General features: G+C 60.6%; 20 protein-coding genes. 14 read left to right on the plus strand and 6 right to left on the minus strand.

Annotation, left to right across the window (positions count from 1 at the left end; all coding sequences use genetic code 11):
• Positions 1-29: 29 nt before the first annotated feature.
• The 4 genes from LKX83_RS05805 to LKX83_RS05820 form a co-directional block, all read right to left on the minus strand.
• Positions 30-968: an ABC transporter permease gene (locus LKX83_RS05805; RefSeq protein ID WP_227881225.1), complete on the minus strand. Its 939-nt coding sequence runs from the start codon at positions 966-968 to the stop codon at positions 30-32.
• On the minus strand, positions 961-2,010 hold the full coding sequence (locus LKX83_RS05810; RefSeq protein ID WP_227881226.1) for an ABC transporter permease: 1,050 nt from the start codon (positions 2,008-2,010) through the stop codon (positions 961-963). Before LKX83_RS05810 ends, LKX83_RS05805 begins: the two co-directional genes overlap by 8 nt.
• On the minus strand, positions 2,003-3,559 hold the full coding sequence (locus LKX83_RS05815; protein ID WP_227881227.1) for an ABC transporter ATP-binding protein: 1,557 nt from the start codon (positions 3,557-3,559) through the stop codon (positions 2,003-2,005). The genes LKX83_RS05810 and LKX83_RS05815 overlap by 8 nt, the downstream gene beginning before the upstream one ends.
• Before the next feature lie 103 nt (positions 3,560-3,662).
• Complete coding sequence (locus tag LKX83_RS05820; RefSeq protein WP_227881228.1) at positions 3,663-4,784, minus strand: BMP family ABC transporter substrate-binding protein; 1,122 nt, start codon at positions 4,782-4,784, stop codon at positions 3,663-3,665.
• A gap of 180 nt (positions 4,785-4,964) precedes the next feature.
• Here LKX83_RS05820 and LKX83_RS05825 point away from each other — a divergent pair, with 180 nt between their 5' ends.
• The 3 genes from LKX83_RS05825 (at position 4,965) to LKX83_RS05835 (ending at position 6,973) form a co-directional block, all read left to right on the plus strand.
• Positions 4,965-5,717, plus strand: a complete 753-nt coding sequence (locus tag LKX83_RS05825) for a helix-turn-helix domain-containing protein (RefSeq protein ID WP_227881229.1) — start codon at positions 4,965-4,967, stop codon at positions 5,715-5,717.
• Between the two features lie 248 nt (positions 5,718-5,965).
• On the plus strand, positions 5,966-6,394 hold the full coding sequence (locus LKX83_RS05830) for an ester cyclase (protein WP_227881230.1): 429 nt from the start codon (positions 5,966-5,968) through the stop codon (positions 6,392-6,394).
• A gap of 111 nt (positions 6,395-6,505) precedes the next feature.
• A complete protein-coding gene (locus LKX83_RS05835; RefSeq protein WP_227881231.1) occupies positions 6,506-6,973 on the plus strand; it encodes a MarR family winged helix-turn-helix transcriptional regulator in 468 nt (155 codons plus the stop codon).
• A 617-nt stretch (positions 6,974-7,590) separates the two neighbouring features.
• On the opposite strand, the gene LKX83_RS05840 is transcribed toward LKX83_RS05835, so the two are convergent.
• Positions 7,591-9,180: a bifunctional metallophosphatase/5'-nucleotidase gene (locus LKX83_RS05840; RefSeq protein ID WP_227881232.1), complete on the minus strand. Its 1,590-nt coding sequence runs from the start codon at positions 9,178-9,180 to the stop codon at positions 7,591-7,593.
• Between the two features lie 163 nt (positions 9,181-9,343).
• On the opposite strand from LKX83_RS05840, the gene LKX83_RS05845 reads away from it, so the two are divergent.
• The 7 genes from LKX83_RS05845 (at position 9,344) to LKX83_RS05875 (ending at position 14,373) form a co-directional block, all read left to right on the plus strand.
• Positions 9,344-10,333 (plus strand): phosphate/phosphite/phosphonate ABC transporter substrate-binding protein, encoded by a 990-nt coding sequence (locus LKX83_RS05845; protein WP_227881233.1) that lies wholly within the window; start codon positions 9,344-9,346, stop codon positions 10,331-10,333.
• Between the two features lie 140 nt (positions 10,334-10,473).
• The gene (phnC, locus tag LKX83_RS05850) at positions 10,474-11,244 is read left to right on the plus strand and encodes a phosphonate ABC transporter ATP-binding protein (protein WP_227881234.1); all 771 of its coding nucleotides are present in this window, start codon (positions 10,474-10,476) and stop codon (positions 11,242-11,244) included.
• The gene (gene phnE / locus LKX83_RS05855) at positions 11,241-12,038 is read left to right on the plus strand and encodes a phosphonate ABC transporter, permease protein PhnE (RefSeq protein ID WP_227881235.1); all 798 of its coding nucleotides are present in this window, start codon (positions 11,241-11,243) and stop codon (positions 12,036-12,038) included. Before phnC ends, phnE (LKX83_RS05855) begins: the two co-directional genes overlap by 4 nt.
• On the plus strand, positions 12,035-12,808 hold the full coding sequence (gene phnE, locus LKX83_RS05860) for a phosphonate ABC transporter, permease protein PhnE (protein WP_227881236.1): 774 nt from the start codon (positions 12,035-12,037) through the stop codon (positions 12,806-12,808). Before phnE (LKX83_RS05855) ends, phnE (LKX83_RS05860) begins: the two co-directional genes overlap by 4 nt.
• A 19-nt stretch (positions 12,809-12,827) precedes the next feature.
• On the plus strand, positions 12,828-13,073 hold the full coding sequence (locus LKX83_RS05865; RefSeq protein ID WP_227881412.1) for a DUF1861 family protein: 246 nt from the start codon (positions 12,828-12,830) through the stop codon (positions 13,071-13,073).
• A gap of 29 nt (positions 13,074-13,102) precedes the next feature.
• Entirely contained in the window at positions 13,103-13,729 is a 627-nt protein-coding gene (locus tag LKX83_RS05870; protein WP_227881237.1) for a LysE family translocator, read from the plus strand.
• A 74-nt stretch (positions 13,730-13,803) separates the two neighbouring features.
• Positions 13,804-14,373 (plus strand): hypothetical protein, encoded by a 570-nt coding sequence (locus LKX83_RS05875; RefSeq protein ID WP_227881238.1) that lies wholly within the window; start codon positions 13,804-13,806, stop codon positions 14,371-14,373.
• A gap of 124 nt (positions 14,374-14,497) precedes the next feature.
• Here LKX83_RS05875 and LKX83_RS05880 read toward each other — a convergent pair whose 3' ends face one another.
• Positions 14,498-15,094 carry a TetR/AcrR family transcriptional regulator gene (locus LKX83_RS05880; protein WP_227881239.1) on the minus strand — a complete coding sequence of 199 codons (597 nt, stop codon included), beginning with the start codon at positions 15,092-15,094 and terminating at the stop codon, positions 14,498-14,500.
• Between the two features lie 148 nt (positions 15,095-15,242).
• Between LKX83_RS05880 and LKX83_RS05885 the strand changes: the two genes are divergently transcribed.
• The 4 genes from LKX83_RS05885 to LKX83_RS05900 all read left to right on the plus strand — a co-directional run bounded on the left by LKX83_RS05885 (position 15,243) and on the right by LKX83_RS05900 (position 23,365).
• Positions 15,243-16,133 carry an ABC transporter ATP-binding protein gene (locus tag LKX83_RS05885; RefSeq protein WP_227881240.1) on the plus strand — a complete coding sequence of 297 codons (891 nt, stop codon included), beginning with the start codon at positions 15,243-15,245 and terminating at the stop codon, positions 16,131-16,133.
• Positions 16,130-16,939, plus strand: coding sequence for an ABC transporter permease subunit (locus LKX83_RS05890; protein ID WP_227881241.1), 810 nt, complete (start codon positions 16,130-16,132; stop codon positions 16,937-16,939). The genes LKX83_RS05885 and LKX83_RS05890 overlap by 4 nt, the downstream gene beginning before the upstream one ends.
• A gap of 152 nt (positions 16,940-17,091) precedes the next feature.
• Positions 17,092-21,027 carry an endo-1,4-beta-xylanase gene (locus tag LKX83_RS05895; RefSeq protein ID WP_227881242.1) on the plus strand — a complete coding sequence of 1,312 codons (3,936 nt, stop codon included), beginning with the start codon at positions 17,092-17,094 and terminating at the stop codon, positions 21,025-21,027.
• 1,174 nt (positions 21,028-22,201) lie between these two features.
• On the plus strand, positions 22,202-23,365 hold the full coding sequence (locus LKX83_RS05900) for an ROK family transcriptional regulator (RefSeq protein WP_227881413.1): 1,164 nt from the start codon (positions 22,202-22,204) through the stop codon (positions 23,363-23,365).
• Positions 23,366-23,385 lie beyond the last annotated feature (20 nt).

Below are 23,385 nucleotides of genomic sequence, written 5' to 3' on the forward strand. Positions count from 1 at the left end.
TTGCCATTGTTTGTTGCGTCATGCCGTTGTTACTTGAGCGCCCGCTTGGCCATTTTCCGTTTCTTCATCCTGGCTTCGGCGACGGCGTACACGATCAGGCCGATAACCGTCACGACGTACGGCGTCGTGCCGACGAGCTCGGCGGGGATTTTCAGGATCTGCAGCGCGTTGGCGAGCGCGTCCGCCGCCCCGAACAGCAGGGAGGACAGGAACGTGCCGATCGTCGTGCTGCGGCCCACGGCCTCCGCCGCGATGCCGATCCAGCCCCGACCCGCGGTCATGTCCCGGGTGAAGAGCGATAGGTAACCCATCGACATGTAGGCGCCGCCCAGCGCCGCGAAAAAGCCGCTGATGAGCAGCGAAATGAACTGAACGCGGTTCACCCGGACGCCGACCGACTGCGCGGCCTGCGGGTTTTCTCCGACGGACCGGATGCGCAGGCCGAGCGGCGTTTTCGCCAGCAGGTAGTAAAGGCCGGCGACGCAGGCGAGCGAGACGTACGTGAGCACGTTGTGTCCCGAAAGGATCGGCCCGAGCACGGGGATATCCTCCAGGAGCGGGATGTGCAGAGACGGGAGCGTCGCGCTCTTGAGCGACGTGGAGGCGCCCTTGTCCCCGCTGACCAGGTACAGGATGAAGACGGTGCCGCCGGAGGCGAACATGTTGACCGCGATCCCGCCCAGGATGATGTGCGTCTTGAATTTCAGCGTGAAAAATCCGAGCAGCGCGGCGATCGCGACGCCCGCCACGATCGCGGCCAGCAGGCCGATCCAGGCGCTGCCCGTATAGGCGCTCACGATGACGCCCGTCAGCGCGGCGACGAGCATCGTCCCCTCGAGGCCGATGTTGACGATGCCGGCCTTGTTCGAGATGAGCGCGCCGAGCGCGGCGAACAGGATCGGCGTCATGACCCGCAGCACGGAGAAGGCGAAGTCCGTCGAGAACAGAATGTCGAAGAAGTTACTCACGGATGCCCGCCTCCTTCAGCAGCATCCGCGTCTTCCAGAACTTCAGGAATTGCTCCGCGGAGATGAGCAGGATGATGACGGCCTGAACGATGGAGATCATCTCGGCCGGAACGTCGGACAAGCGGGCCATCTGGTCGGCGCCGATCCGGATATACGCCAGGAACAGCGCCGCGCCGATGACGGACAGCGGGTTGTTTTTGGCGAGCAGGGCAACCAACGCTCCGTCCAGTCCGTAGCCGGGGAGGGACGTCCATTGGAACCGCGTGTACATGCCGAGCACCTCGACCGATCCGCCCATGCCGGCCAGGAAGCCCGCGAGCAGGTGGACGGTGATGATGACCTTCGTCGTGTTGATGCCGGAGTACTCGGCGAAGGAGCGGTTGGACCCGGTCATCCGCAGCTCGTAGCCCCAGCGCGTGCGGTACATGTAGTAATGCACGAGGACGATGCACAGCAGCGCCAGGATGAGACCCAGATGGATGCGCGTGCCCGGAATGAGATGCGGCAGCAGCGCCGACGGCTGCAGCTTGTATGACGAGTTGCTGAACGCCTGAGGATCCCGCAGCTTGTAGTTCAGAAAGTACAGGCCGACGCCGAACAGGATGCTGTTGAACATCAGCGACGTGACGAGTTCGTTAACGTTCCACTTGGCCTTCAAAACGCCGGGGATGGCCGACAGCAGCGCGCCGGTGAGCGCTCCGGCCAGAATGGCGACGATCGGGTGCAGCCAGCCGCTCAACGTCCAGTGGATGGCGATCGTCGAAGCGACGATGCCCGCGAAGTAGAACAAGCCTTCGGCGCCCAGGTTGAACAGATTCGTCCGGAACAGCAGGACGACCGACAGTCCGGTGAACATAAGCGGAATCGCCATCTCTACGACGTTGCCGAGATGCGAGACCGACGAGATCGGCTCAAACAGGAAAATCGAGATCGTCCGCAGCGGATCGTCGCTGATGATCGCGATGATCAGGAACGTGAGGACCAGCGCGATGAGGATGACCGCGAGCGTCCGGATCTTCTCGAAGTGTGCCGCTTTAATCATGGATAGCCCTCCTCACTTCCGCTTCGCTCTGCCGCTGCACGCCCAGCATGGCGAAACCCAGCGTCTCCTCCGTCACCTGCGAGGCATCGGGATAATAAGCGACGAATTGTCCGTCGTACAGGACGAGGAGGCTGTCGCTCACCTCCAGAATCTCGTTCAGATCCGCAGATAGGAGCAGGATGGCGCAGCCTTCCGCGCGCATCTCGAGCAGCCGCTGATGGATGAGCTGGGCGGCGCCTACGTCGACCCCGCGGGTCGGCTGCTCGGCGATGAGCAGCTTCGGGGCGGCTTCGCACTCGCGGGCGACGACGACCTTCTGCATGTTGCCGCCGGACAGCATGCCGATCGGCTGCTCGGGGCTTTTGGCCCGAATCTTGTACCGCTCGATCTGCGCTTCGGAAAAAGCGGCGATCTTTTTGCGGTTCAGCAGCGGGCCGCGGTTCCACGCCTTCAGCCGGTAGAACATCGAGATGAGGTTGTCCGCGATGCTGGCGTCCTTGGCCGCCCCTTGGCGCATCCGGTCTTCGGGGATATAGGAGACGCCGCGATCGCGAATGTCCTTGATCGAGCGCCCGAGGATCGACTCGCCGCCGACCGTCACGCTTCCTTCCGCACCGGGAAGGCTGCCCGTCAGCGCTCTGACCAGCTCGGACTGCCCGTTGCCCTCGACGCCGGCGATGCCGAGAATTTCGCCTTCGCGGATCGTGAAGCCGACGTCCTGCAGGACGCGCTTGGCCTCGGCGTTGACGTAGATGAGGTTCCGCGCCTGGAGGACCGGGCGGCCGGGCTTCCGGTCGCCTTTGTCATACTTCAGCACGACGTCGCGGCCGACCATGAGGCGGGAAATTTCCCGCTCGGACACCGACGACGTCTCGAATACGCCTTCGGTTTTGCCGGCGCGCATGATGGTGATCCGGTCGCAGATTGCTTTGACTTCCTTCAGCTTGTGGGAGATGAAGACGATCGTGTGGCCTTCGCGCTTGAGCGCCTGGAGCTGCTTGAACAGCTCCTCCGTCTCCTGCGGCGTCAGCACGGCCGTCGGCTCGTCCAGGATGAGAATCCGGGCGCCGCGGATCAGCACCTTCAAAATCTCGACCTTCTGCTTCATGCCGACGGTGAGATCTTCCACCCGCGCGAGCGGGTCGATCGCGAGATTGTAGCGAGCCGACAGCTCCCGCGTCATGCGGACGGCTTCCTTGTAATGAATGTTGAAGCCGCGCGTCGGCTCCATGCCGAGAATCATGTTGTCCACGACGGTCAGCGACGGGACAAGCATGAAGTGCTGATGCACCATGCCGATGCCGCTGTCGATCGCGTCCTGGGGCGAGCGAAACTTCACCTTTTGGCCGTTCAGCCGCATCTCGCCTTCGCTTGGCTCCTCCATGCCGAAGATCATCTTCATGAGCGTAGATTTGCCTGCGCCGTTCTCGCCGACGATCGCGTGAATTTCCCCTTTGGCCAGGGAGAAGTCCACGTTGGCGTTGGCCACGACGCCGTTCGGGTACACTTTGGATATATTCGTTATCTCCAGCAGGGGAGAAGTCTCCATGACCGTATGACTCCTTTCGTATAGGCCGGTCTAGAAGGGCGAAGGGGATTCCAGCGTGGCGGGATCCCCTTCGTCAGGCGTTCTATGGTCGGTGGACAGTCGGTCAAGGTTTGACGGACTGGCGGATTGCGTCGATCTGGGCCGTATCCATGCCCATCGCGTTGCTGACTTTGATCTCGCCCGAAGCGAGCTTCGCCTTCAGGTCTTCGATCTGGCTGCGGATGGACTCCGGCAGCACGCTGGCGTACACGTCGTTTTCGGCGAGGCCGACGCCGTCCTGCTGCAGGCCCGCAACGTCCAGCTTGCCTTTCGCGAGCGTGCCTTCCTTGGCTTGCTTGACGGCGTTCAGGATGACGGAGTCGATCTTCTTGATCGCGGAGGTCAGGATGAGGTTCGCCTTCTCGTCATCGGTACCCTTCATCATCGCCGACTGGTCGGAGTCGACGCCGATCGCGTATTTCTTCTGCTCCTTGGCCGCGTCGAACACGCCGAGACCCGTGCCGCCCGCAACGTTGAAGATGACGTCCACGCCGGATTTGTACTGCAGGAGGGACATCTCCTTGCCTTTGCCCGGGTTGGCGAAATCGCCCGCGTAGGAGATGGCTACCTTGATGTCCGGGACGACGTACTTGGCGCCTTCGATATAGCCGACCAGGAAGGCGTTGATGCCCGGGATGTCCATGCCGCCGAGGAAGCCGATCTTCTTGTCCGGGTTCGCGTTCGGCAGGTCGGAGGTCGAGGCGAGCGCTGCGGCTGCGCCAGCCAGGAAGGACACTTCGTTGGTCGCGTAGGAGACGGCGTAGACGTTCGAAGCGACCTCGGGGATGTCCGTGTCATAGTTGATGAAAGTCTTGTCCGGGTGCTTTTCGGCGGTGGCGTTCAGCAGCTCCGTAATCTGCGAGCCGCCGGAAATGATGACGTCCCAGTCCTGGGCGGCGACGTCGTCGAAGGTCGGCTCCCATTTCGTCTGATCCGCGCCCATCTCGATCACCTTGGTCGTGGCGCCCAGCTGCTCTTTGACCTGGGTCAGGCCCGCGTTCGCCGCATCGAAGAACGATTTGTCCCCGAGCGTGCCCGGAATGAGCAGAACGACCTTGAAGGCGTTCTTGTCGGCCGGCGCGCTGCCGTCGCCGAATCCGGCGTTATTGCCGGCGTTGTTGTTTTTGGAGCAAGCGGTTACAAGAAACATTACCGTTACCAGCAGTAGTGCCAGCCATTTTTTCATCGACCGATCCCTCTTTTCTCTGATTGGCGAATCCATCGACGGCCGCATGATTAAAGCCCGTCAGGATTTTAATGATTCGGCTGTCCATGTGATATAATCGTAACAAAACGGAGCGCGTTTCTTTATCCGCATTCGGCCAGAATTATTATACGATTCGGCTAAGATGGAGCTGATCGACCGATGAACTCGCTTGATTTCCTATTCTATTCCAAGCGGGAATCCAGCCGGTACATTCCCCTTCACAGACACGAGTGCTTCGAGCTGGTTTATTATTTCGGCGGCGCGGGGGAGTCCCGCATCGGGTCCCGGCTGTTTTCCTTCGCCGACCATATGTTCGCCGTCATCTCGGCGGGGACGATCCACGACGAGCGGCACGATCTGGAGGGCGACGTGCTGTTCATCGGCTTTCACAGCGACAGTCCCGAGCTGCGGCAGATCGACGCCGTCCTTCAGGACGACGAGGACAGCACGCTGAGGCAGCTGATCCTGCGCATGAACGACGAATTCACGGGCAAACGGCACGGCTACTCCGACATGCTGAACCACATGACCGGCGAGCTCGTCATCCAGATCCAGCGGCTGACCGACCAAAGGAAGTCGGAGGAGTCCTCGCTTAATCAACTGCAATACGTGCGCAACTACATGGAGGAGAACTACCGGCAGAAGATATCCATCGAATCGCTCGCCAAGATGTCGGGGTACAGCTACGACCGATTCCGGCATTTATTTAAGGAAAAATACGGCATCGCCCCCTTGCAGTATTTGTACAAGAAGCGGATGGAATACGCCCAGCTCATGCTGTACGAGACAAGCCTGCAGATCTCCGAAATCGCGTACGCGTCCGGCTTTTCTAGCGAAGCCCAGTTCTGCAGCATGTTTAAGCGCGAGACCGGCATGACGGCCAAGGCGTTCAGGCGGCGGACCCCGCGTTAAGCGGGTTCGGTTCGGCGGCGCTGTTGTTTTTGCGGCTGGGTAGGCGACAAACAGGATGATAAAGCGCTCGATCAGGCTGTTGTCAGCTGAAGCCCCTCGGAGGAGGGGCTTTTTTGATTGGACGCGTTTTCGGGCCCGGGATCGATTCTGGTGAAGTTATATAGTCAATTAACTTGACTATTCGAGGGATGTCGACTTAAAATATAATAGTCAAATAAATTGACTAAATGGAATGGAGGATGATACAAATGGAACAATGGCAGACGGGGCTAGTGCTCGACTTTATCCGGGAATTTTGGAACGAAGGGCGTACGGAGAGCTTGGACCGGTATTTGACGGACGATTATGCGGATCACGCCTATGTCCCCGGGGATCGGGAGGGGTTGGCGAGGATGGCTGACGCCTTGCGGACGGCGTTCCCGGATCAGTCCTCCGCGGTGGAGAGCGTGATCGCACAGGGAGACCGCGTCATCGTCCGGCTCCGGCTGACCGGCACGCATCAGGGGAATTTTAGGGGGAAGGAGGCGACGTTCCTTCCGGTGAACGTGACGCTGTATCGGGAGTATCGGCTGACGGACGGCCGGATCGCGGAGCATTGGGCCTTGCTCGACACGGCGGCGCTGCTGCGCCAGATCGGCGCGGAGCTGCACGAACAACCGGCGTGCCGGATCAAATAACCCGTTCGGCAGCAGGGGCCGTCCCGATTCGGGGCGGTCTCCGTCCTTTTTCGCCGATCCGTGGTAAAATGGTACAAGCGAAAAGGACGGATCCGCTGGAGGGACGAAGCGATGACAGAGCAAGCTTGGGGTTACGAACTGACGATTCTGTTTGCGAACGCGTTCAGGTTGGCGGTCGAGGAGCTGCACGAGGAGCTGGCGAAGATCGGATTCGACGACGTCCGGCCTTCTCACGGCTTCGTCTTTCAGAAAATATCCCACGGCGGCGCGACGGGCAACGAATTGGCCGACCATCTGGGCGTCACCAAGCAGGCGGCGAGCCTCATGATCGACTATCTGGAGGAGCGCGGCTACGTCAATCGGCAGCCGCATCCTTCGGACCGGAGAGGCAAGCTCGTCGTGCTGACGGAGCGGGGCTGGGCGTGCATCCGCGAGACCGAGCGCCTGTTCTCGGCGATCGAATCCCGCTGGGAGCAGTCGCTCGGTCCGGCGCAAGTCCAGTCTCTCAGGCAGCAGATGCGCGCCCTGGTCGGCACGTTCCCGAAGGGCAAATCGGGCGCGTTCCGGCCGGTTTGGTAGGCAAAGAGCCATAAGGACATACGCCCATTAGCAAAGAGGGTGCTGTCCCAAAAGCCAAAGTTGGCGCGGGGGAATAAGGAGTGTTTTGTTGCTTATTTCGATGGAGCTGCCGGGGCGCGGGAGAATAAGGAGCAATTTGTTCCCTATTTCGGCGGAGCTGCCGGGACGCGGGGGAATAAGGAGCAATTTGTTCCCTATTTCGATGGAGCTGCCGGGACGCGGGGGAATAAGGAACATTTTGTTCCTAATTTCGATGGAGCGGCGTGAGCACGGGGAATTAAGGAACATTTTGTTCCCTATTTCGATCGAGCTATCGGGGCGCGGGGGAATGAGGGCGGCCCCGGTTCGTATTTTTGCTTATCGTTACGGGGAGCGGGTGTCAGGCGAATAGAATACAAAAGAGTACCTCCTTTTGTTGAGTCTTGGTGTGGTAACTTTCACTTCAACATTGGAGGAGGTACTCTTTTTTGTGCCTGAAAATCCTAGAACCATGAGGGTTCGAAATGATGAAATGGGCTCATTTTGTTCCTTATTCCGGTAGAACGGCAGGAGAACCCAATTAAAGAATCGAATCATATTCGCCCGCCTCCCCAATCTTTCGCGATAGGGCCAAGACGCTAATAGACAACCTTCCAATTGCGGTCGCAGGTAGCGACGATCGTGCCGCGGGCCAGGATGTAATCGGCGAGGATTTCCGTCATGTCCGTCGGGAGGTCGCGGACGACCGGCTTGTCCTTCAGCATGTCGAAGTTGCCGCCCCCGCCCGCGCGGTAGCTGTTCATCGCCACGTCGAAGTCGGCATCCGGGTCCAGGGGCTCGCCTCCGTACAGCAGCTTGGCCACCCGCTCGCCCTCGGGCTTCGAGACGTCGAGCACGTACTCGATCCCTTCCCACATGTCGTAGTTGAAGTGCTGCGGCTTCGGCTCCAGATAAGCGTCGGACACGCGAAGGGCGCCGGTCGCTTCGTCGAGCGCGAAGTAGGCGGCGTTTTTCTCCAGCGCGGCCCTGATGTCCCGTCCGGACAGCCGCACGACCTTCAGCGTATTCGGATAAATGTAGTTCGACACAACGTCGCGCATCGTGATCGCGCCGGCGAAGCCCCGGGCTTCGTTCGTAAAGATCGCCGCGCACGACAGCTCCGCCCCGGTGACCTCCATTTGCACCCGGTTGACGAATTCCGTGAACGCATGGTCGGCCTGCCGCGCCAGAAACGGGTCCGCGATCGACAAATCCCCCTCCGCCGTCCCGATCGGCTGATCCAGCCACGCCTGCGTCTTCCGCTCGCCTTCTTCGAACATCGCGAGCAGCGCCGCGTCCGCCTCCACCGACGCGTCCACCCGCAACAGCCGGGCGCTTTTCCGCCCCAGCCGCCAAACGCCGTCATCCCCGCGCTCGAAGCGCAGCTCGACCCTGGCCAACGCCTCTCCGGCGCTGCCCGGCTGCGCGTAGGCCACGCCATTAAGCTCGCCTGCGAGGAGCCGATGCTGATGTCCGGTCAGAAGGACGTCGATGCCCGGAATGTCCGCGCAGATCTCGTATCCTTGGTTTTCCCCGGTAAGCGGCTCGGTAGGCTCCCCCGTCGCGGGGTCCCGTTCGAAGCCGCCGTGATAGGAGACGACGACCGCGTCCGGACGTTCCTTCTCCCGAATGCGCGCGACCCAGCGCCGGATGGACGCCGCCGCATCTTCGAAGGCGAGACCCTCGATATGGGCAGGCTCCTCCCAATTTGGGATATAGGAAGTCGTCGCCCCGAGCACGGCGATCCGGATCCCCTGCGGCATCGTGAAGACGCGGTAAGGCTGACCGAAGGCCGGCTGGCCGTCGGCTTCGCTTCGAATATTGGCGGACAGCCAGGGACAGGACGTATCCGAGATGGCGCGCCGCAGCAGATCTAGCCCGTAGTTGAACTCGTGGTTGCCCGGGACGGCGGCGTCGTAGCCGAGCGCGTTCAGCGCCCGAGCTGCCGGATGGACGCCGGTGCCGTCATATTTCGCATAATGGTACATAAAAGGCGTGCCCTGCAGGAGATCTCCGTTGTCGAGGAGCAGGGCGGCCGGATTCGCGCGGCGCTCCCGCGCGATCAGCGTGGACAGCTTGGCCATGCCGAGCGGCTTGTCTCCCGGCCCCCGGTAGTCCGTCGGATAGAGATGGCCGTGGACGTCGCTAGTGCTTAATATCGTAACGATAGCTTCCTCTTGCGCATGCATGTTCAATCCCCTCCTTCCTGAGTATAGCGCCTCCCTGCATAGATTCCTTACAGATAACAGAAAATTAACATGGCGTTTACAATAATCGCGAGACGGGCCTAATGACCTATGCTAACATTGCATCCGTAACAAAAATAAAAATACAGTTTGGTGGAGGGTTCATATGTTTAAGAGATTTACCGTACTCGTAAGCCTCGTGGCCGTCGTCGCGCTGCTGCTGGCCGGTTGCGGCAGCAAGAACAATAATAATGCGGGCAACAGCGCTTCCCCGAGCGCCAGCCCCAGCGCCACCGAGTCGGCTTCTCCGGAGGCATCCGCTCCGGCTGGCTACGTTCCCAAGACCCTCACCGTTCAATTCGTTCCTTCGCAAAACGCGGATACGCTGGAAGCCAAGGCGAAGCCGCTGGAGAAGCTGCTGAGCGACAAGCTGGGCATCGACGTTAAGGTTAGCGTATCGACCGATTACAATACGATCATCGAAGCAATGGCTTCCAAGCAAGTCGACGTCGGCTTCCTGCCTCCGACCGCGTACGTTCTCGCCAAGGACAAGGGCGCGGCCGAAGTCATCCTGCAGGCGCAGCGCTTCGGCGTCAACGACGAGACGGGCGCGCCGACGGACCAGCTGGCCGACTCGTACAAGTCCATGATCATCGTTAAAAAGGACTCCCCGATCAAGTCGATCGAAGACCTGAAGGGCAAGAAGATCGCTTACCAGAACGTGACGTCCTCGGCCGGCTACGTATGGCCTGCGGCGCTGCTCATGGATCATAACCTGGACCCGCTGCACGACGTGGATCCGATCACCGTCAAAGGCCACGACCAAGGCGTTATCGCCGTCCTGAACGGCGACGTAGACGCGGCCGCCATCTTCCAAGACGCTCGCAACACCGTGAAAAAGGACTATCCGAAAGTATTCGAGGATACCCGCGTGCTGTCGTTCACGGAGCCGATCCCGAACGACACGATCTCGGTCCGCGCCGACATGGACGCCGACTTCATCGCCAAGCTGAAACAAGCCTTCATCGACATCGGCAAGAGCGAAGAAGGACATGCCATCATCAAGGACATCTACACCCACGAAGGCTACGTCGAGTCGAATGACAGCATCTTCAACATCGTGCGCGAGTACAACGCGAAGGTGAAGACCGAGTAATCGGTCGCACTTTCCCGGCCCGCACGACCGCTTGACCTTATCGCCTCCTCCTCGACAGCCAGCCGAATTTCGATTCGCTGGCTGATCTTTTGTTTCGGGCTTGCTGCACCTATCCCGAACGCATAAAGGACTGAATGTACTTGATCGAGCTTCGCAACGTGTCCAAGATCTATCCGAACGGCACCAAAGGGCTGAACAACATCAATCTAACCTTCGATAAAGGCGAATTCGTCGTCGTCGTTGGCTTATCCGGCGCAGGCAAGTCCACGCTGCTCCGGTCGATCAACCGGCTGCACGAAATTTCCGAAGGCGACATCCGGATCCAGGGCCAGTCGATTACCGCGGCCAAAGGGGCCCAGCTGCGCCGCATTCGCCGGGGGATCGGCATGGTGTTCCAAAGCTTCAACCTGGTGAAGCGGTCGTCCGTGCTGCGCAACGTGCTCGCCGGACGCGTGGGGTATCACTCCACGCTGCGGACGCTGTTCGGCTTTCCGAAGGCGGACGTCGATCTGGCGCTGCAGGCGCTGAACCGGGTCAACATCGCGGAGAAGGCCTACATCCGCGCGGATCAGCTGTCCGGCGGCCAGCAGCAGCGCGTCGCGATCGCCCGCGTGCTGGCGCAGGAGGCGCAGATCATCCTCGCGGACGAGCCGGTCGCCTCGCTCGATCCGCTCACGACCAAGCAGGTCATGGACGATCTGAAGCGGATCAATCGGGAGCTCGGCATCACGACCATCGTTAACTTGCACTACATCGATCTCGCCCGCGAATACGCGACGCGGATCGTCGGCCTGCGGGCCGGAGAGGTCGTCTTCGACGGCCCGGTCGCCGAGGCGACGGACGAGCGGTTCTCCGAGATTTACGGCCGTCCGATCCAGCGGGACGAGCTGCTCGAGGGCGCGCAGCCATGAGCGGGACGCCAACGCCGGCCGCCGCGCTGCCGAAGCCGCCGTCCAAGCTGAAGCACGGGCTCACCCTCGTTCTGGTCGTTCTTCTGCTGTGGGGCAGCGCCCACCGGATCGAGGCCTCGTTCGGACGCCTGTTCAAGGGCCTGCCGAATATGGGGGACTTGCTTCGGGAAATGTTCCCGCCGAAATGGAGCTACTTCGACAACGTCGTCCACCCGATGCTGGATACGATCCGCATGGCGATCGCGGGGACGACGCTCGGCGCGATCGTCGCGGTCCCGCTCGCCGTGCTGGCGGCGGCCAACATGGTCCGTTCGCCGTGGATTTATCAGACGTTCCGCTTCATCCTGAACCTGCTGCGTACGATTCCGGACCTGCTGCTCGCGGCGATGTTCGTCGCGATTTTCGGGCTCGGCATGATCCCCGGCATTTTGGCGCTGGCGGTTTTCTCCGTCGGACTGATCGCCAAGCTGACCTACGAATCGCTGGAGACGATCGACCGAGGTCCGTTAGAGGCGATGACCTCGGTCGGCGCCAATCGGCTGCAGCTGATCCTGTTCAGCGTCGTGCCGCAGATCATCCCGCATTTCATTTCCTACGTGCTGTACACGTTCGAGATCAATGTGCGGGCGGCGGCGGTGCTCGGACTGGTCGGGGCCGGCGGGATCGGGCTTTACTACGAGAAGACGCTGGGCTTTCTGGAATACGACAAAACCAATACGATCATTTTGTTCACGCTGGCCATTGTGCTTGCGGTTGACTACTTGAGCACAAAGCTGCGGGAGAAGTTGCTATGAGTCGGAAACGGTGGATTCGCTGGTTGATCTTTGCGATCGTCGTGCTGATCTACGTCTGGACGTTCTGGGGCCTGCCCGTGTCAGGCATCAAGCCGACGGCCGGACAAATTACGCGTTCGATTTTCCACGGGCTGTTCCATCCCGATTGGGGCTACGTGTACTTGCCCGACGGGGAGGATCTGCTTCGCGGGCTGCTGGACACGCTCGCGATCGCGGTGCTCGGCACGTTTATCTCCGCGATTCTGTGCGTGCCGTTCGCCTTTTGGGCGGCGTCCGGACGGAACAAGCCGCGGCTGCAGTCCGGGGCGGGCAAGCTCATCCTGAGCTTTATCCGAACGTTCCCCGAGATCGTGATGGCGCTGCTTTTCATCAAGGCGGTCGGTCCCGGCTCCTTCGCCGGCGCGCTGGCGCTCGGCCTGCACTCGATCGGCATGCTGGGCAAGCTGTTCGCCGAGGAGATCGAGAACATGGACGCCGGACCGACGGAAGCGCTTGTCGCGACCGGGGCGAGCCGCTTTCAAATTTTGTGGTTCGCGATCCTGCCCCAGGTGCTGCCGGGCTTCCTGTCCTACACGCTGTACCGCTTCGAGCTGAACGTCCGTTCCGCCACGATCCTCGGCATCATCGGCGCGGGCGGGATCGGGACGCCGCTGATCTTCGCTCTCAATACGCGCCATTGGGACCGGGTCGGCATCATCCTGCTCGGTATCATCGTTACGGTGACGCTCATCGATTTCGTTTCCGGCTACTTCCGCCGCAAGCTGGCTTAGTCGGCTGGCGGTTGCAGAGCTGCGGACGAGGCGGCCCGCCGCGTTTCCTTCGGGAAGCGGCGGGCTTTTTTGGCGCGCCGATCCGTTCGTCCGTGAAGAGCGGGGAGGGGCCAACGAGCCGCGCCTGCTCGACAACGTCCTCATCGGCGTGCTCGGACATTTCGCGAGCTATGGCGAGCGAGGCGACCGGCACGATTACGCGATGACGTTCGCCAAAACGCTTTTCATGGGATGGCTGCCGTGTTACGTTAGGGACATTGAGTGAACATCCAATAGGATAGGGGAGAGAGCGTAGTGTTGGCATTTTCGACGCTGGTCGGATTCGTGGTCGTCGTGTTGGGGTTGTTTCTGATTCCGGGCCCTGCGGTACTGCTCACTGTGACCCGTACCGCCCAAGGAGGGCGAAAAGGCGGCATCCTGACCGGGCTCGGCATCGCGACCGGCGATATGATCCACACGCTGTTCGCGGCGGTCGGGCTGTCCGCGATTTTGATGACGTCCTCGGTCGCCTTTCAATTCGTGAAATACGCCGGCGTCGCGTACCTGCTTTATCTGGGCATCAAGGCAATTCTGGAAAAGCCGAGAGCGCCCGAGCTGCCGCAGATCGCCCCGGTCTCGCCGCGAAAGGCTTTCGGGCAGGCCGTCGTCATCGAGGTGCTGAACCCGAAGACATCGCTGTTTTTCCTCGCATTCCTCCCGCAGTTCGTCAACCCGGCGCACGGCTCGTCGGTCGCGCAGTTTCTCCAACTCGGCCTCGTCTTCGTGCTGTTGAGCGTCCTCTACACGACGTTCCTCGCCCTCTCCGTCGGCGCGCTCGGCCGGGTGCTGCGGCGGGTGTCCTGGCTCGGACGGTGGAGCGGCAAAATCGTCGGCGCGATCTACATCAGCCTCGGCGTGCGCGTGGCGATGCAGCAGCGTTAAGCGGGCGATGTGCGGCAGATTTTACCGCACATCCGCCTCATCCGGCGTATGAACACGCTCATGAGCAGTACCATTTGCCGCACATCCGCCTCATCCGACGCTTGAACGCCCAAGAGCAGTACCATTTACCGCACATCCGCCTCAACCGTCGCATGAACGCCGAAGAGCAGTACCATTTACCGCACATCCGCCTCATCCGGCGCATGAACGCCGAAGAGCAGTACCATTTACCGCACATCCGCCTCATCCGGCGTATGGACGCCCAAGAGCAGTACCATTTACCGCACATCCGCCTCATCCGACGCTTGAACGCCGAAGAGCAGTACCATTTACCGCACATCCGCCTCAACCGTCGCATGAACGCCGAAGAGCAGTACCATTTACCGCACATCCGCCTCATCCGGCGTATGGACGCCGAAGAGCAGTACCATTTACCGCACATCAGCTATATCCAGCGTTTGAACGCTCAAGAGCAGTACCATTTACCGCACATCCGCCTCATCCGACGCTTGAACGCCGAAGAGCAGTACCATTTACCGCACATCCGCCTCATCCGGCGCATGAACGCCGAAGAGCAGTACCATTTACCGCACATCCGCCTCATCCGGAGTTTGAACCGCACATCCGCGCCACGCAACGCATAAACGCAAAAGAGCGGTATCTCCTACCGCTCTTTCGAACCATCCACATATCCCGTTCCCTTATGGGCCGCAGCTCCAAACTACGCTTTCTCCCCGCCGTCTCGGTCCCGTCCGCCCCTCAAGCCCCTTAGGGCTTCCCGCAGATGCCGTAAAAGAACATATGGACCATGCCCTCCAGGAAGCGGTCGAGGTCCTCGCTTCGCTGAGCCGCAGACAGGATGAACTCGTACTGGTTCATATAGAGCTGCATAAGCGTCAGGATGTGCTCGATCGTGACGGCCTCCGAAATCTCGCCGCTGTCCTTGCCCGCCTGAATCATTCGGACGGTCAGCGGAACGGCTCTCTCCCGATACTGCTCTTCCATATAGCTATAGAGTTCTTGATCTTCCGCGAGCAGCTCCTTCACCAGGCCGGGCGGGAAGTTGGCGTGATAGACCGTCTTTTCCAGCTGAAGGATGTACTCGATCTGCTCCTTCACCGTGTGCCCTTCGCCCATGAACGCCTCATAATCGTTCATGACTTGATCGAAGAAGCTGCGGAACACCTCCCGGATCAGCTCCTCCTTGCTGCCGAAGTAGTTGTAGATGGTCACTTGGGACACTTCGGCCGCCTTGGCGATGTCGGCGATGCGGAGCTTGCGCGGAGGGGTCGTCCGCAGCAACTCCTGCGTGGTGCTCAGAATTCTATCTTTGATTTGTTGCGCCCGTTTCTCGAAGCCGTTCATCGGCGATCCCCCTGAACTAATTCGTGAAATATCACAGTTAAAATATTTCATAAAATCATTGACGACTGGTTAAACCAGATCTATTATAACATATGAAATATACAGGTTCCGATATTTCATTTTTTTCACAACCTGTTGGAGGTGCAGCATGTTAACCGTGCAGCAGTTGACGAAGCGGTTTCCGAACGGCAGAGGCGTATTCGACGTCTCGTTCGAGGTGCGGCAAGGCGAGGTGTTCGGCTTCCTCGGGCCGAACGGCGCGGGCAAGTCCACGACGATCCGGCACATTATGGGCTTCATGAAGCCCGACCGGGGTTCCGTGCGGGTGAACGGGCGGGACACCTGGCGGGAGCAGGGCCGATTCCAGGCGGATATCGGCTACCTGCCGGGAGAGATCTCCTTCATCGAAGGGATGACGGGGAAGAGCTTCCTCGATTTCATGGCCGACCTGCAGGGGTTGCGGGACAAGACGCGCCGAACGCAGCTGATCGAGCGGCTGCAGTTCGACCCGACGACCCCGATCCGGAAAATGTCCAAGGGGATGAAGCAGAAGGTCGGCCTCGTGGCGGCGTTTATGCACGATCCCAAGGTGATCGTGCTGGATGAGCCGACGTCCGGTCTCGACCCGCTCATGCAGCAGGTGTTCATCGAGATCGTGCTGGAGGAAAAGGCGCGGGGCAAGACGTTTCTCCTGTCGTCCCACAGCTTTCCCGAGATCGAACGTACCTGCGACCGGGCCGCGATCATCAAGGATGGCGTCCTCATCACGGTGAAGGACATCCACGAGCTGCAGTCCATGCAGCGCAAGCTGTTCGAGGTGACGTTCGAGGAAGCGGCCGCTGCGGACGCGTTCGCGAATGCCGGCCTCGCCGTCGAATCGCGCGAGGGGAACCGGCTCCGCGTCGCCGTCCAGGGCGACTACGATCGCTTCACCGCCGAGATCGCCCGGCACAAGGTGCGCAACATCGAGATATTCACGCAAAATCTCGAGGATATTTTCATGAACTACTACGACCGGAAAAAGGGGATCACGCCATGAACGCCGCGCTGTACGGACGCATGCTGTCGGTGCATCTAAAAGGCTTTTTGAACTACGCGATCGGATCGGCATTCTATATTTTGCTCATGTTCTGGCTGTACCCGGGCATCGCCCAAAACGCCAAAGCCATCGACGACCTCGTAGCATCCATGCCGCCGGGCGTGGGGAGCGCCTTCGGGCTGAACGGCTTCGGCACGGCCGAGGCCTTTATCTCCGGGGAATATTACGGACTCATCCTCGTGCTCATCCTTTCGATCGTCTGCGTGCAGCTGTCGACGCAGCTCATGGCCCGGCTCGTCGACCAAGGCGCGATGGCCTATCTGCTCTCCGCGCCGACGACGAGAGCCAAGGTTGCGCTGTCCCAAGCGCTCGTCCTGGCGACCGGCTTGCTGCTGATCCTTGGCGTCACTACGCTTGCCGGATTTGCGGGCGACGCCTGGTTTTTGCGGGGGAAATACGCCTTCGACACCGCCGGATTTCTCCGGCTGAACGCATCCGCGTTTCTGCTTTTCTTTGCCGTCGGGGGAATCTCCTTTCTCGTCTCCGCGCTCTCGGACGACGAGAAGCGGGCGCGCGGCATTTCCGGCCTGATCGCGTTCGGCTTTTTCAGCCTGGACCTGATCGGCAAGTTCAGCGACAAGATCGACTGGATGCGGAATCTCTCGCTCTTCTCGCTGTATCGGCCGGGAGAGGTCGTGAGCGGACCCGGAGACATGGCGGTAACCTCCGCCATCCTCGCCGCGATCGGCCTCGTCGCCTTCGGACTCGCGGTCGGGCTGTTTCGCAGGCGGGATTTGCCGCTCTAATTGGAGTTGTCGCATCAAGCAGGCCCCCTCCACGGACGGAATATCCGCCGGAGGGGGCTTGTTGCATGCACGAGGGCCTGCGGGAGGACGATCTTTAATAATCTCAATAAGATCTATACTTCCTCCGGTGCCAGCCAAAGGAGGAAGCGGCTATGATAATGAAAGCGCTTTACAAAACGGACGGCGAGTGGGTGCAGCTGTCGGGCAAGTTCACGCTGGCGAACACCCCGTCCGTGCTGAACGCCTACGTGGAAGTCGCCAACGACTACGGGGAGACGCGGTCGTTCTATATCGACGACTTTGCATTGACTTACCTGGGTCCCGTTGACGGTCCTCTGCCGGTGCAGACGGACATTCCGAAGCTGGAAGAAGTGTTTAAGGACTACTTCGACATCGGCGCGGCGGTCGAGCCGGCCCAGTTGGAGGATACGCACAAGGATCTCCTGCTCCGGCATTACGGCTCCATCGTGGCCGAAAATTCCATGAAGCCGGATTCGATCAGCAAAAGCGCCGACAGCACCCAGTGGAACTTCACCGCCGCCGATCAAATCGCGAACTTCGCGAGGGATCATCAGCTGAAACTCCGGTTCCACACGCTTTTGTGGCATCAGCAGGGGGCGGAGTGGATGCTGAAGGACGACAAAGGCAACTACTTCGCGCCGACGCCGGAAAACAAAGAGACCGCCCTTCAGCGGCTTCGGGATTATATCCGGATCGTCGTGCCGCGTTACGCGGATATCGCGAGCTCGTACGACGTCGTGAACGAAGTCATCGACGAAGGACGCCCGGACGGCATGCGGGACAGCCAATGGTACCGCCTCACGGGCGACGACTTCATCCGCACCGCGTTCACCGAGACACGCAATGTGCTCGATCATCTTAGAGACTTCAAGGCGGACGCTTCGGATGCGGCGGTCGCCAACGCGTTGGGCGCCAAGCTTTATATCAACGACTACAGCACGCACGATCCGAAGAAGCGCGACTTCTTGTTCAACCTGGTTACCCGGCTCAAGGCGGACGGCGTTCCGATCGACGGCGTCGGCCACCAGACGCATATCAATCTGACCGGGCCGTCCATCCAGCAAATCTCGGATTCGATCCGCAAGTTCGGCCAAGCCGGATTCGACAACCAGATCACCGAGCTCGACGTATCGGTCTATACGAACAATACCGATGCTTACGAGACGGTGCCTCAGGACCTGCTGGACAAACAGGGCTACCGCTACAAGGAATTGTTCGAAGCGCTGAAAAAGCTCGATGATGAAGGACGTACCGCGGCCAATCCCGGCGGATGGATCAGCAACGTGACGCTTTGGGGCGTCGCCGACGATCATACCTGGTTGACCAACCGTCCGATCACGAGGCAGGACGCGCCTTTCCCGTTCGACAAGCGTCTTCAGGCCAAGCCCGCCTACTGGGGGATGGTCGATCCTACGAAGCTGACGGTCATCGCTAAGACAGGTTCCAGCTATCGGGGCAAACCGAAGGCGGGCGCAGCCGACCCCGCATGGAGCCTCGTTCCGGCGGTGAAGACCGAGACGATCGGCACGCTGGGCGCGGAGCTCAAGACGATGTGGGATGACCACAACCTGTACGTCCGGGTGGCCGTAAAGGACGCGTCGGCGTCCGGCGACGACCGGGTCGAGCTGTTCTTGAACGACGGCGGGGCCCGGAAGATCACCATTGCCCGAGGCGCGGACGGCGCGACGGAGACGGACGACGGATACGTCGCGACGGCCGTCATCCCGTTGTCCGGGAACGGCGTCCTGGGGAGGCAGCTGCCGTTCGACGTCCGAGTGACGGACAGCGGCGTCAATGACGGCTCCGAGCAGGGGAGAAACGGAGCGATCGTTTCGTGGAGCGATCCGCGCAATGCGCAGGACCAGGACGTGTCCGGGTACGGGCGGTTGACCTTCGTCGCGGCGCCGACGTGGGCCGAGGCAGCGAAGGGCACGCCGACGATCGACGCCGAGATGGACGACGTCTGGGAGAAAGCCGGCGAGCTGACGACCGGCGTCTGGGTACTGGGTACAAGCGGCGCGACCGCGAAGTTCCGTACCCTGTGGGACGAAGGCCATCTTTACATCTATGCCGTCGTCGCCGATCCGCTTCTGTCCGACAAGAGCGCCAACGCCTACGAGCAGGATTCGATCGAAATTTTCGTCGACCAGAACAACGGCAAGACCGAGTCGTACGAGGACGATGACGGCCAGTACCGCATCAACTTCAAAAACGTGAAAACCGTGGGCGGCCACGCCACCGCGGACAACTTCCGATCCGCGACCAGGATCGTAGACGGCGGCTACGTCGTCGAGGCGGCGATCGACCTCGACAAGATCGCGCCGCGGGAAGGGGCCTTGATCGGCTTCGACCTGCAGGTGAACGACGACGGAGGCGGCGACGGCAAGCGAACGAGCGTCGCGATCTGGGCCGATCCGTCGGGCGCCTCCTACATGAACACCTCCAAGCTCGGCACGCTCCGCTTGGTAAGGGAGCTGACGCCGCCGGTCGAACCGGAGCCCGAAGCGCCGGCCGCGCCGACGGGTCTCGCCGCGAGCGCGCTCGGCTCGGACTCGATCCGGCTGAGCTGGGAGGGCGACGAGGACGCGGCGGTGACTTACAGCGTCTACCGTGCCGCCATGGAGGCCGGCCCGTTCGAGAAGATCACCTCTTCGAACGTGAGCGCCTCGACTTACACGGATACGGGGCTTACCGCCGCGACGACTTACTATTATCTCGTCAAAGCGGAGCGTGACGGGCTCGTCTCGGAGGCGTCCGCAGTCACGCGAGCCACGACGGACGCCGCGTCCGGCGGTGGGGACGGCGGCGATGGCGGCGATGGCGGCGTGACGCCGCCCGTAACGCCTCCGGCGACGACGCCGCCTGCATCGGGAGGACCGAAGATCGAGACGAAGGACGGGCAGGTGCGGATCGTGCCGACCGTCGAAGTCGTGCAGGGAAAGGCCAAGGCGACTCTCTCCGCCTCGGATCTGACGCAGGCGCTCGGGCTCGCGAACGCGAACGCCCAAGGGCAAAAACGCGTCGTCCTCAAGCTGCCCGCCGTAGCCGGCGCCGTTTCTTACGAGCTGCAGCTGCCGGCCGCCTTGCTCAGGGATGCGGGCGCAGCCGTCTTTGCGCTTCGGACCCCGATCGGCATCGTCGAACTGCCGTCCGACATGCTCGCCTCCACCAATCCCGGCGGGGCCGAGAACGTAACGATTCGGCTGATGCCGGGCAGCGGGGACGGGCTGGACGCGGCGGTTCGCGCCCAGATCGGCGAGCGTCCGATCCTGCACATGGACGTGCTCGCGGGAGACCGGGTGCTCGACTGGAACAGCCCGGCCGCGCCGGTCACGGTAGCGATCCCGTATACGCCGACCGCCGCGGAGCTGAGCCGTCCGGACCGCATTCTGATCTGGTACCTAGACGAGGCAGGCCAGGCTACCCCGATTCCGAATGCGCGCTATGATGCGGCTAGCGGCGCCGTCCGGTTCCGGACGAGCCACTTCAGCGCGTATGCGGTCGCCTTCGCGACCAAGACGTTCGGCGACCTGAAGACGGTGCCCTGGGCGCAAGAGGCGATCGAGCTGATGGCTTCCCGAGGCATTGTCAAAGGGACATCCGACACAACCTTCTCGCCCTCGGCTCCGATTCGCAGAGCGGACTTCCTTGCGCTGCTCGTCCGGGCGCTGGAGCTGAAAGGGACGAACGGGTCAGGCGACATGTTCGCCGACGTGAAAACGACGGATTACTACTACGACGAAGTGAAGACGGCCAAGGAGCTGGGCATCGCGTCCGGCGCCGGGGACAATCGCTTCCTGCCGACCGGCTCCATCGCCCGCGAGGACATGATGGTGCTGACGGCGCTGGCACTCCGGGCTGCGGGCCAACCGCTGCCGGAAGGCGGCGACGCGCTGGGCGCCTTCGCCGACGCATCGTCGGTCGCCGGCTACGCGCGGGACAGCGCCGCGGCGCTTGCCGCAGCCGGCATCGTTCGCGGCGGCGGCGGCAAGCTGTCGCCCAAGGCTCAGTTGACGCGAGCCGAGGCGGCCGTCCTCCTCGCATCGGTCTGGCAGCTTTCCCGCTAGACGCGAATCGTTAGCGAAGCTTGGGCATAGATAGAGAAGGCGGCTTGGGGAAAACCCCGGGCCGCCTTTTCTTAGTCATGCAGAATGGATAAGTTTTACTCTCTCCATTTCTGTAGGACTTCCGATAAAAACGTGTTGCCGTCCGGAAAGACGGCAAAGCCGTTTTTACTGCCATTTAGAAGAGGCTGACTCATAAGGCTGAAATGGGGCCCGAGAGTCAGCAGCGCGGTTTTCAATGCGGCTTCATTGACATCAATTGACGATCTTTCCACTCCTGACGGCTGCCTCGGACGCGTGGCTAATTGCGAGGCTGGTTTCGAATGAATCAGTTGGGTCTTGTTGCAAATTCGTCGGATTCCGGCCGTTGGTTCGCCACTAGTGTAAGCCAATTGGTTCCTTGTTTGCGCTCGGTTCGGGTCGCTCAGTCAATTAGTTGCATTCGTACATCTGTTTAGGGTCATTTCGGGAGGGTGGAGCGGTTTACTTGTAAAAGTACATCTAATTTAGTGTAAATCCGCCCTATACACAGAAAACAGACGATTTAGTTGTACTTTTGCAACTAAGTGACCGTTAGCAGGAAATATAGCAAAATTAGATGTACGTTTGCATCTAAATCGTTGGATGCCCTGGCGGGTAGGCAACACGGAAAGCGGATTCCGGCGTTTCGCGTCATGCCGAAGGTAAGCTTGGAGGTCCGATGGCTTTCGCTTGCCCATCATTTGTTGAAGAAGGAGGCAGTGGATCGAAAGCGAGAAACGGCGGTGCAGGTTTAGCCCAATCCATTTCCGTATGACCTCCGATAAAAACGTGCCGCCATCTTCCTTGAAACGGCGGAGCCGGGTTTACTTGTTTGCACCGCCGCAAAAGGCGACTTTCTCCAGTCCTGAAAAAAATGTGCACGCAATTCGATGTTAGATATGTGTAACCACCGTTCGGCGCCATTCTTGCATTTTTCAAATCCAGCGTGGGAGTAAACGCATTCACTTCCACGTTTAAACAAAAATTTAGAATGTCATCTATATTGACACACAGGCCCTATGAAACTATTATAATTATCATCACTGGAGAAATTAACTCAGTTTTGCACGAATATTTTGAGGATCTTCAACCTGCAACCCCTCAGATACCCCTTTTTCCAGCCTTCATTACTCTCATGGTGAAATGAATGAGGAGAATGCCCGTGGAGAAGCACGACCAAGGTTTTATGAGAAAGCAAAACAAGCTGACGGTGTTCGAGATCATCAAGAACCATCATCCGATCTCGCGCGCCGACATCGCCAAACGAACGGGCATGAGCCCGACCACGGTTAGCCGGATCGTCGGGGAGCTGGCGGAGCAGGGGTACCTGGTGGACGCGGAGCAAACTTCCGCAGGGCTCGGCCGAAAGTCGACGCTGCTCGGCATGGTGAACGCCTCCGTCCTGTCGGTGGGCGTCGAGATCGACCGGAGTGTCATGAGCGTCGGCATCGTAGACCTGCAGGGCAAGCTCGTCTGCAGCGGCAAGTACTCGCGCGTGGCGGACGAGGGTCCCGACCGGACGATCGAGCGGATCGGCGAAGCGATCGGACAGCTCACGCAGCAGCAGTCGATCGACAAAGACCGCATCGTCGGCATCGGCGTCGGGCTGCCCGGCATCGTGAACAACGAGGAAGGCATCGTCGTCTTCTCCGTCCAGCTCGGCTGGAAGAATGTGCCGCTGGCCGCCAAGCTGAAGGCGCTGACCGGCTACGACATCGCGGTGGACAACGAGCTGAAGGTGCGGGCGCTCGCCGAGCATTTGAAAGGCGCGGCGGTCGGTTCCACCCGCACGGCGCTGCTCGGCTTCGGTCAGGGCGTCGGCTCCGCGATCATCCTCGAGGGCGACATCTACCGCGGCGGCATGAACAGCGCGGGCGAGATCGGGCACACGACGGTCGATCCGAGCGGGATGATGTGCGAATGCGGCAAGGCGGGCTGCCTGCAGACGTACATCAACATCGGGTCGCTGCTTTCCGAAGCCAACCGGATCCGTCCGGTGGACACGATCGAGGAGCTGTTCGCGGCGCGGCGCGCGGGCGAGCACTGGGCGATGCACCTGATCGAGCGCGCCCTCATGTACATGGCGATCACGATCAACAACGTCGTCTGCATGTACAACCCCGACAGCGTCATCTTGAGCGGCGAGCTGGTGGACAAGTTTCCCGAAATTTACGACGAGATCGGGCAAATGTACTTGTCCCGCTACGTCTGGATGCCGCTCGTCGGCTCGTTTGCCTTTCACCGTTCGCTGCTGGACGAACGAGGGGTCATGATCGGATCGGGCCTGCTGTCGCAAAACCGTTTTTTTGCATTGGAATAAGCTGCGGAGAGCAGGGGGGC

The sequence above is a fragment of the Cohnella baijiui genome (assembly GCF_020731285.1).
GTDB lineage: Bacteria > Bacillota > Bacilli > Paenibacillales > Paenibacillaceae > Cohnella.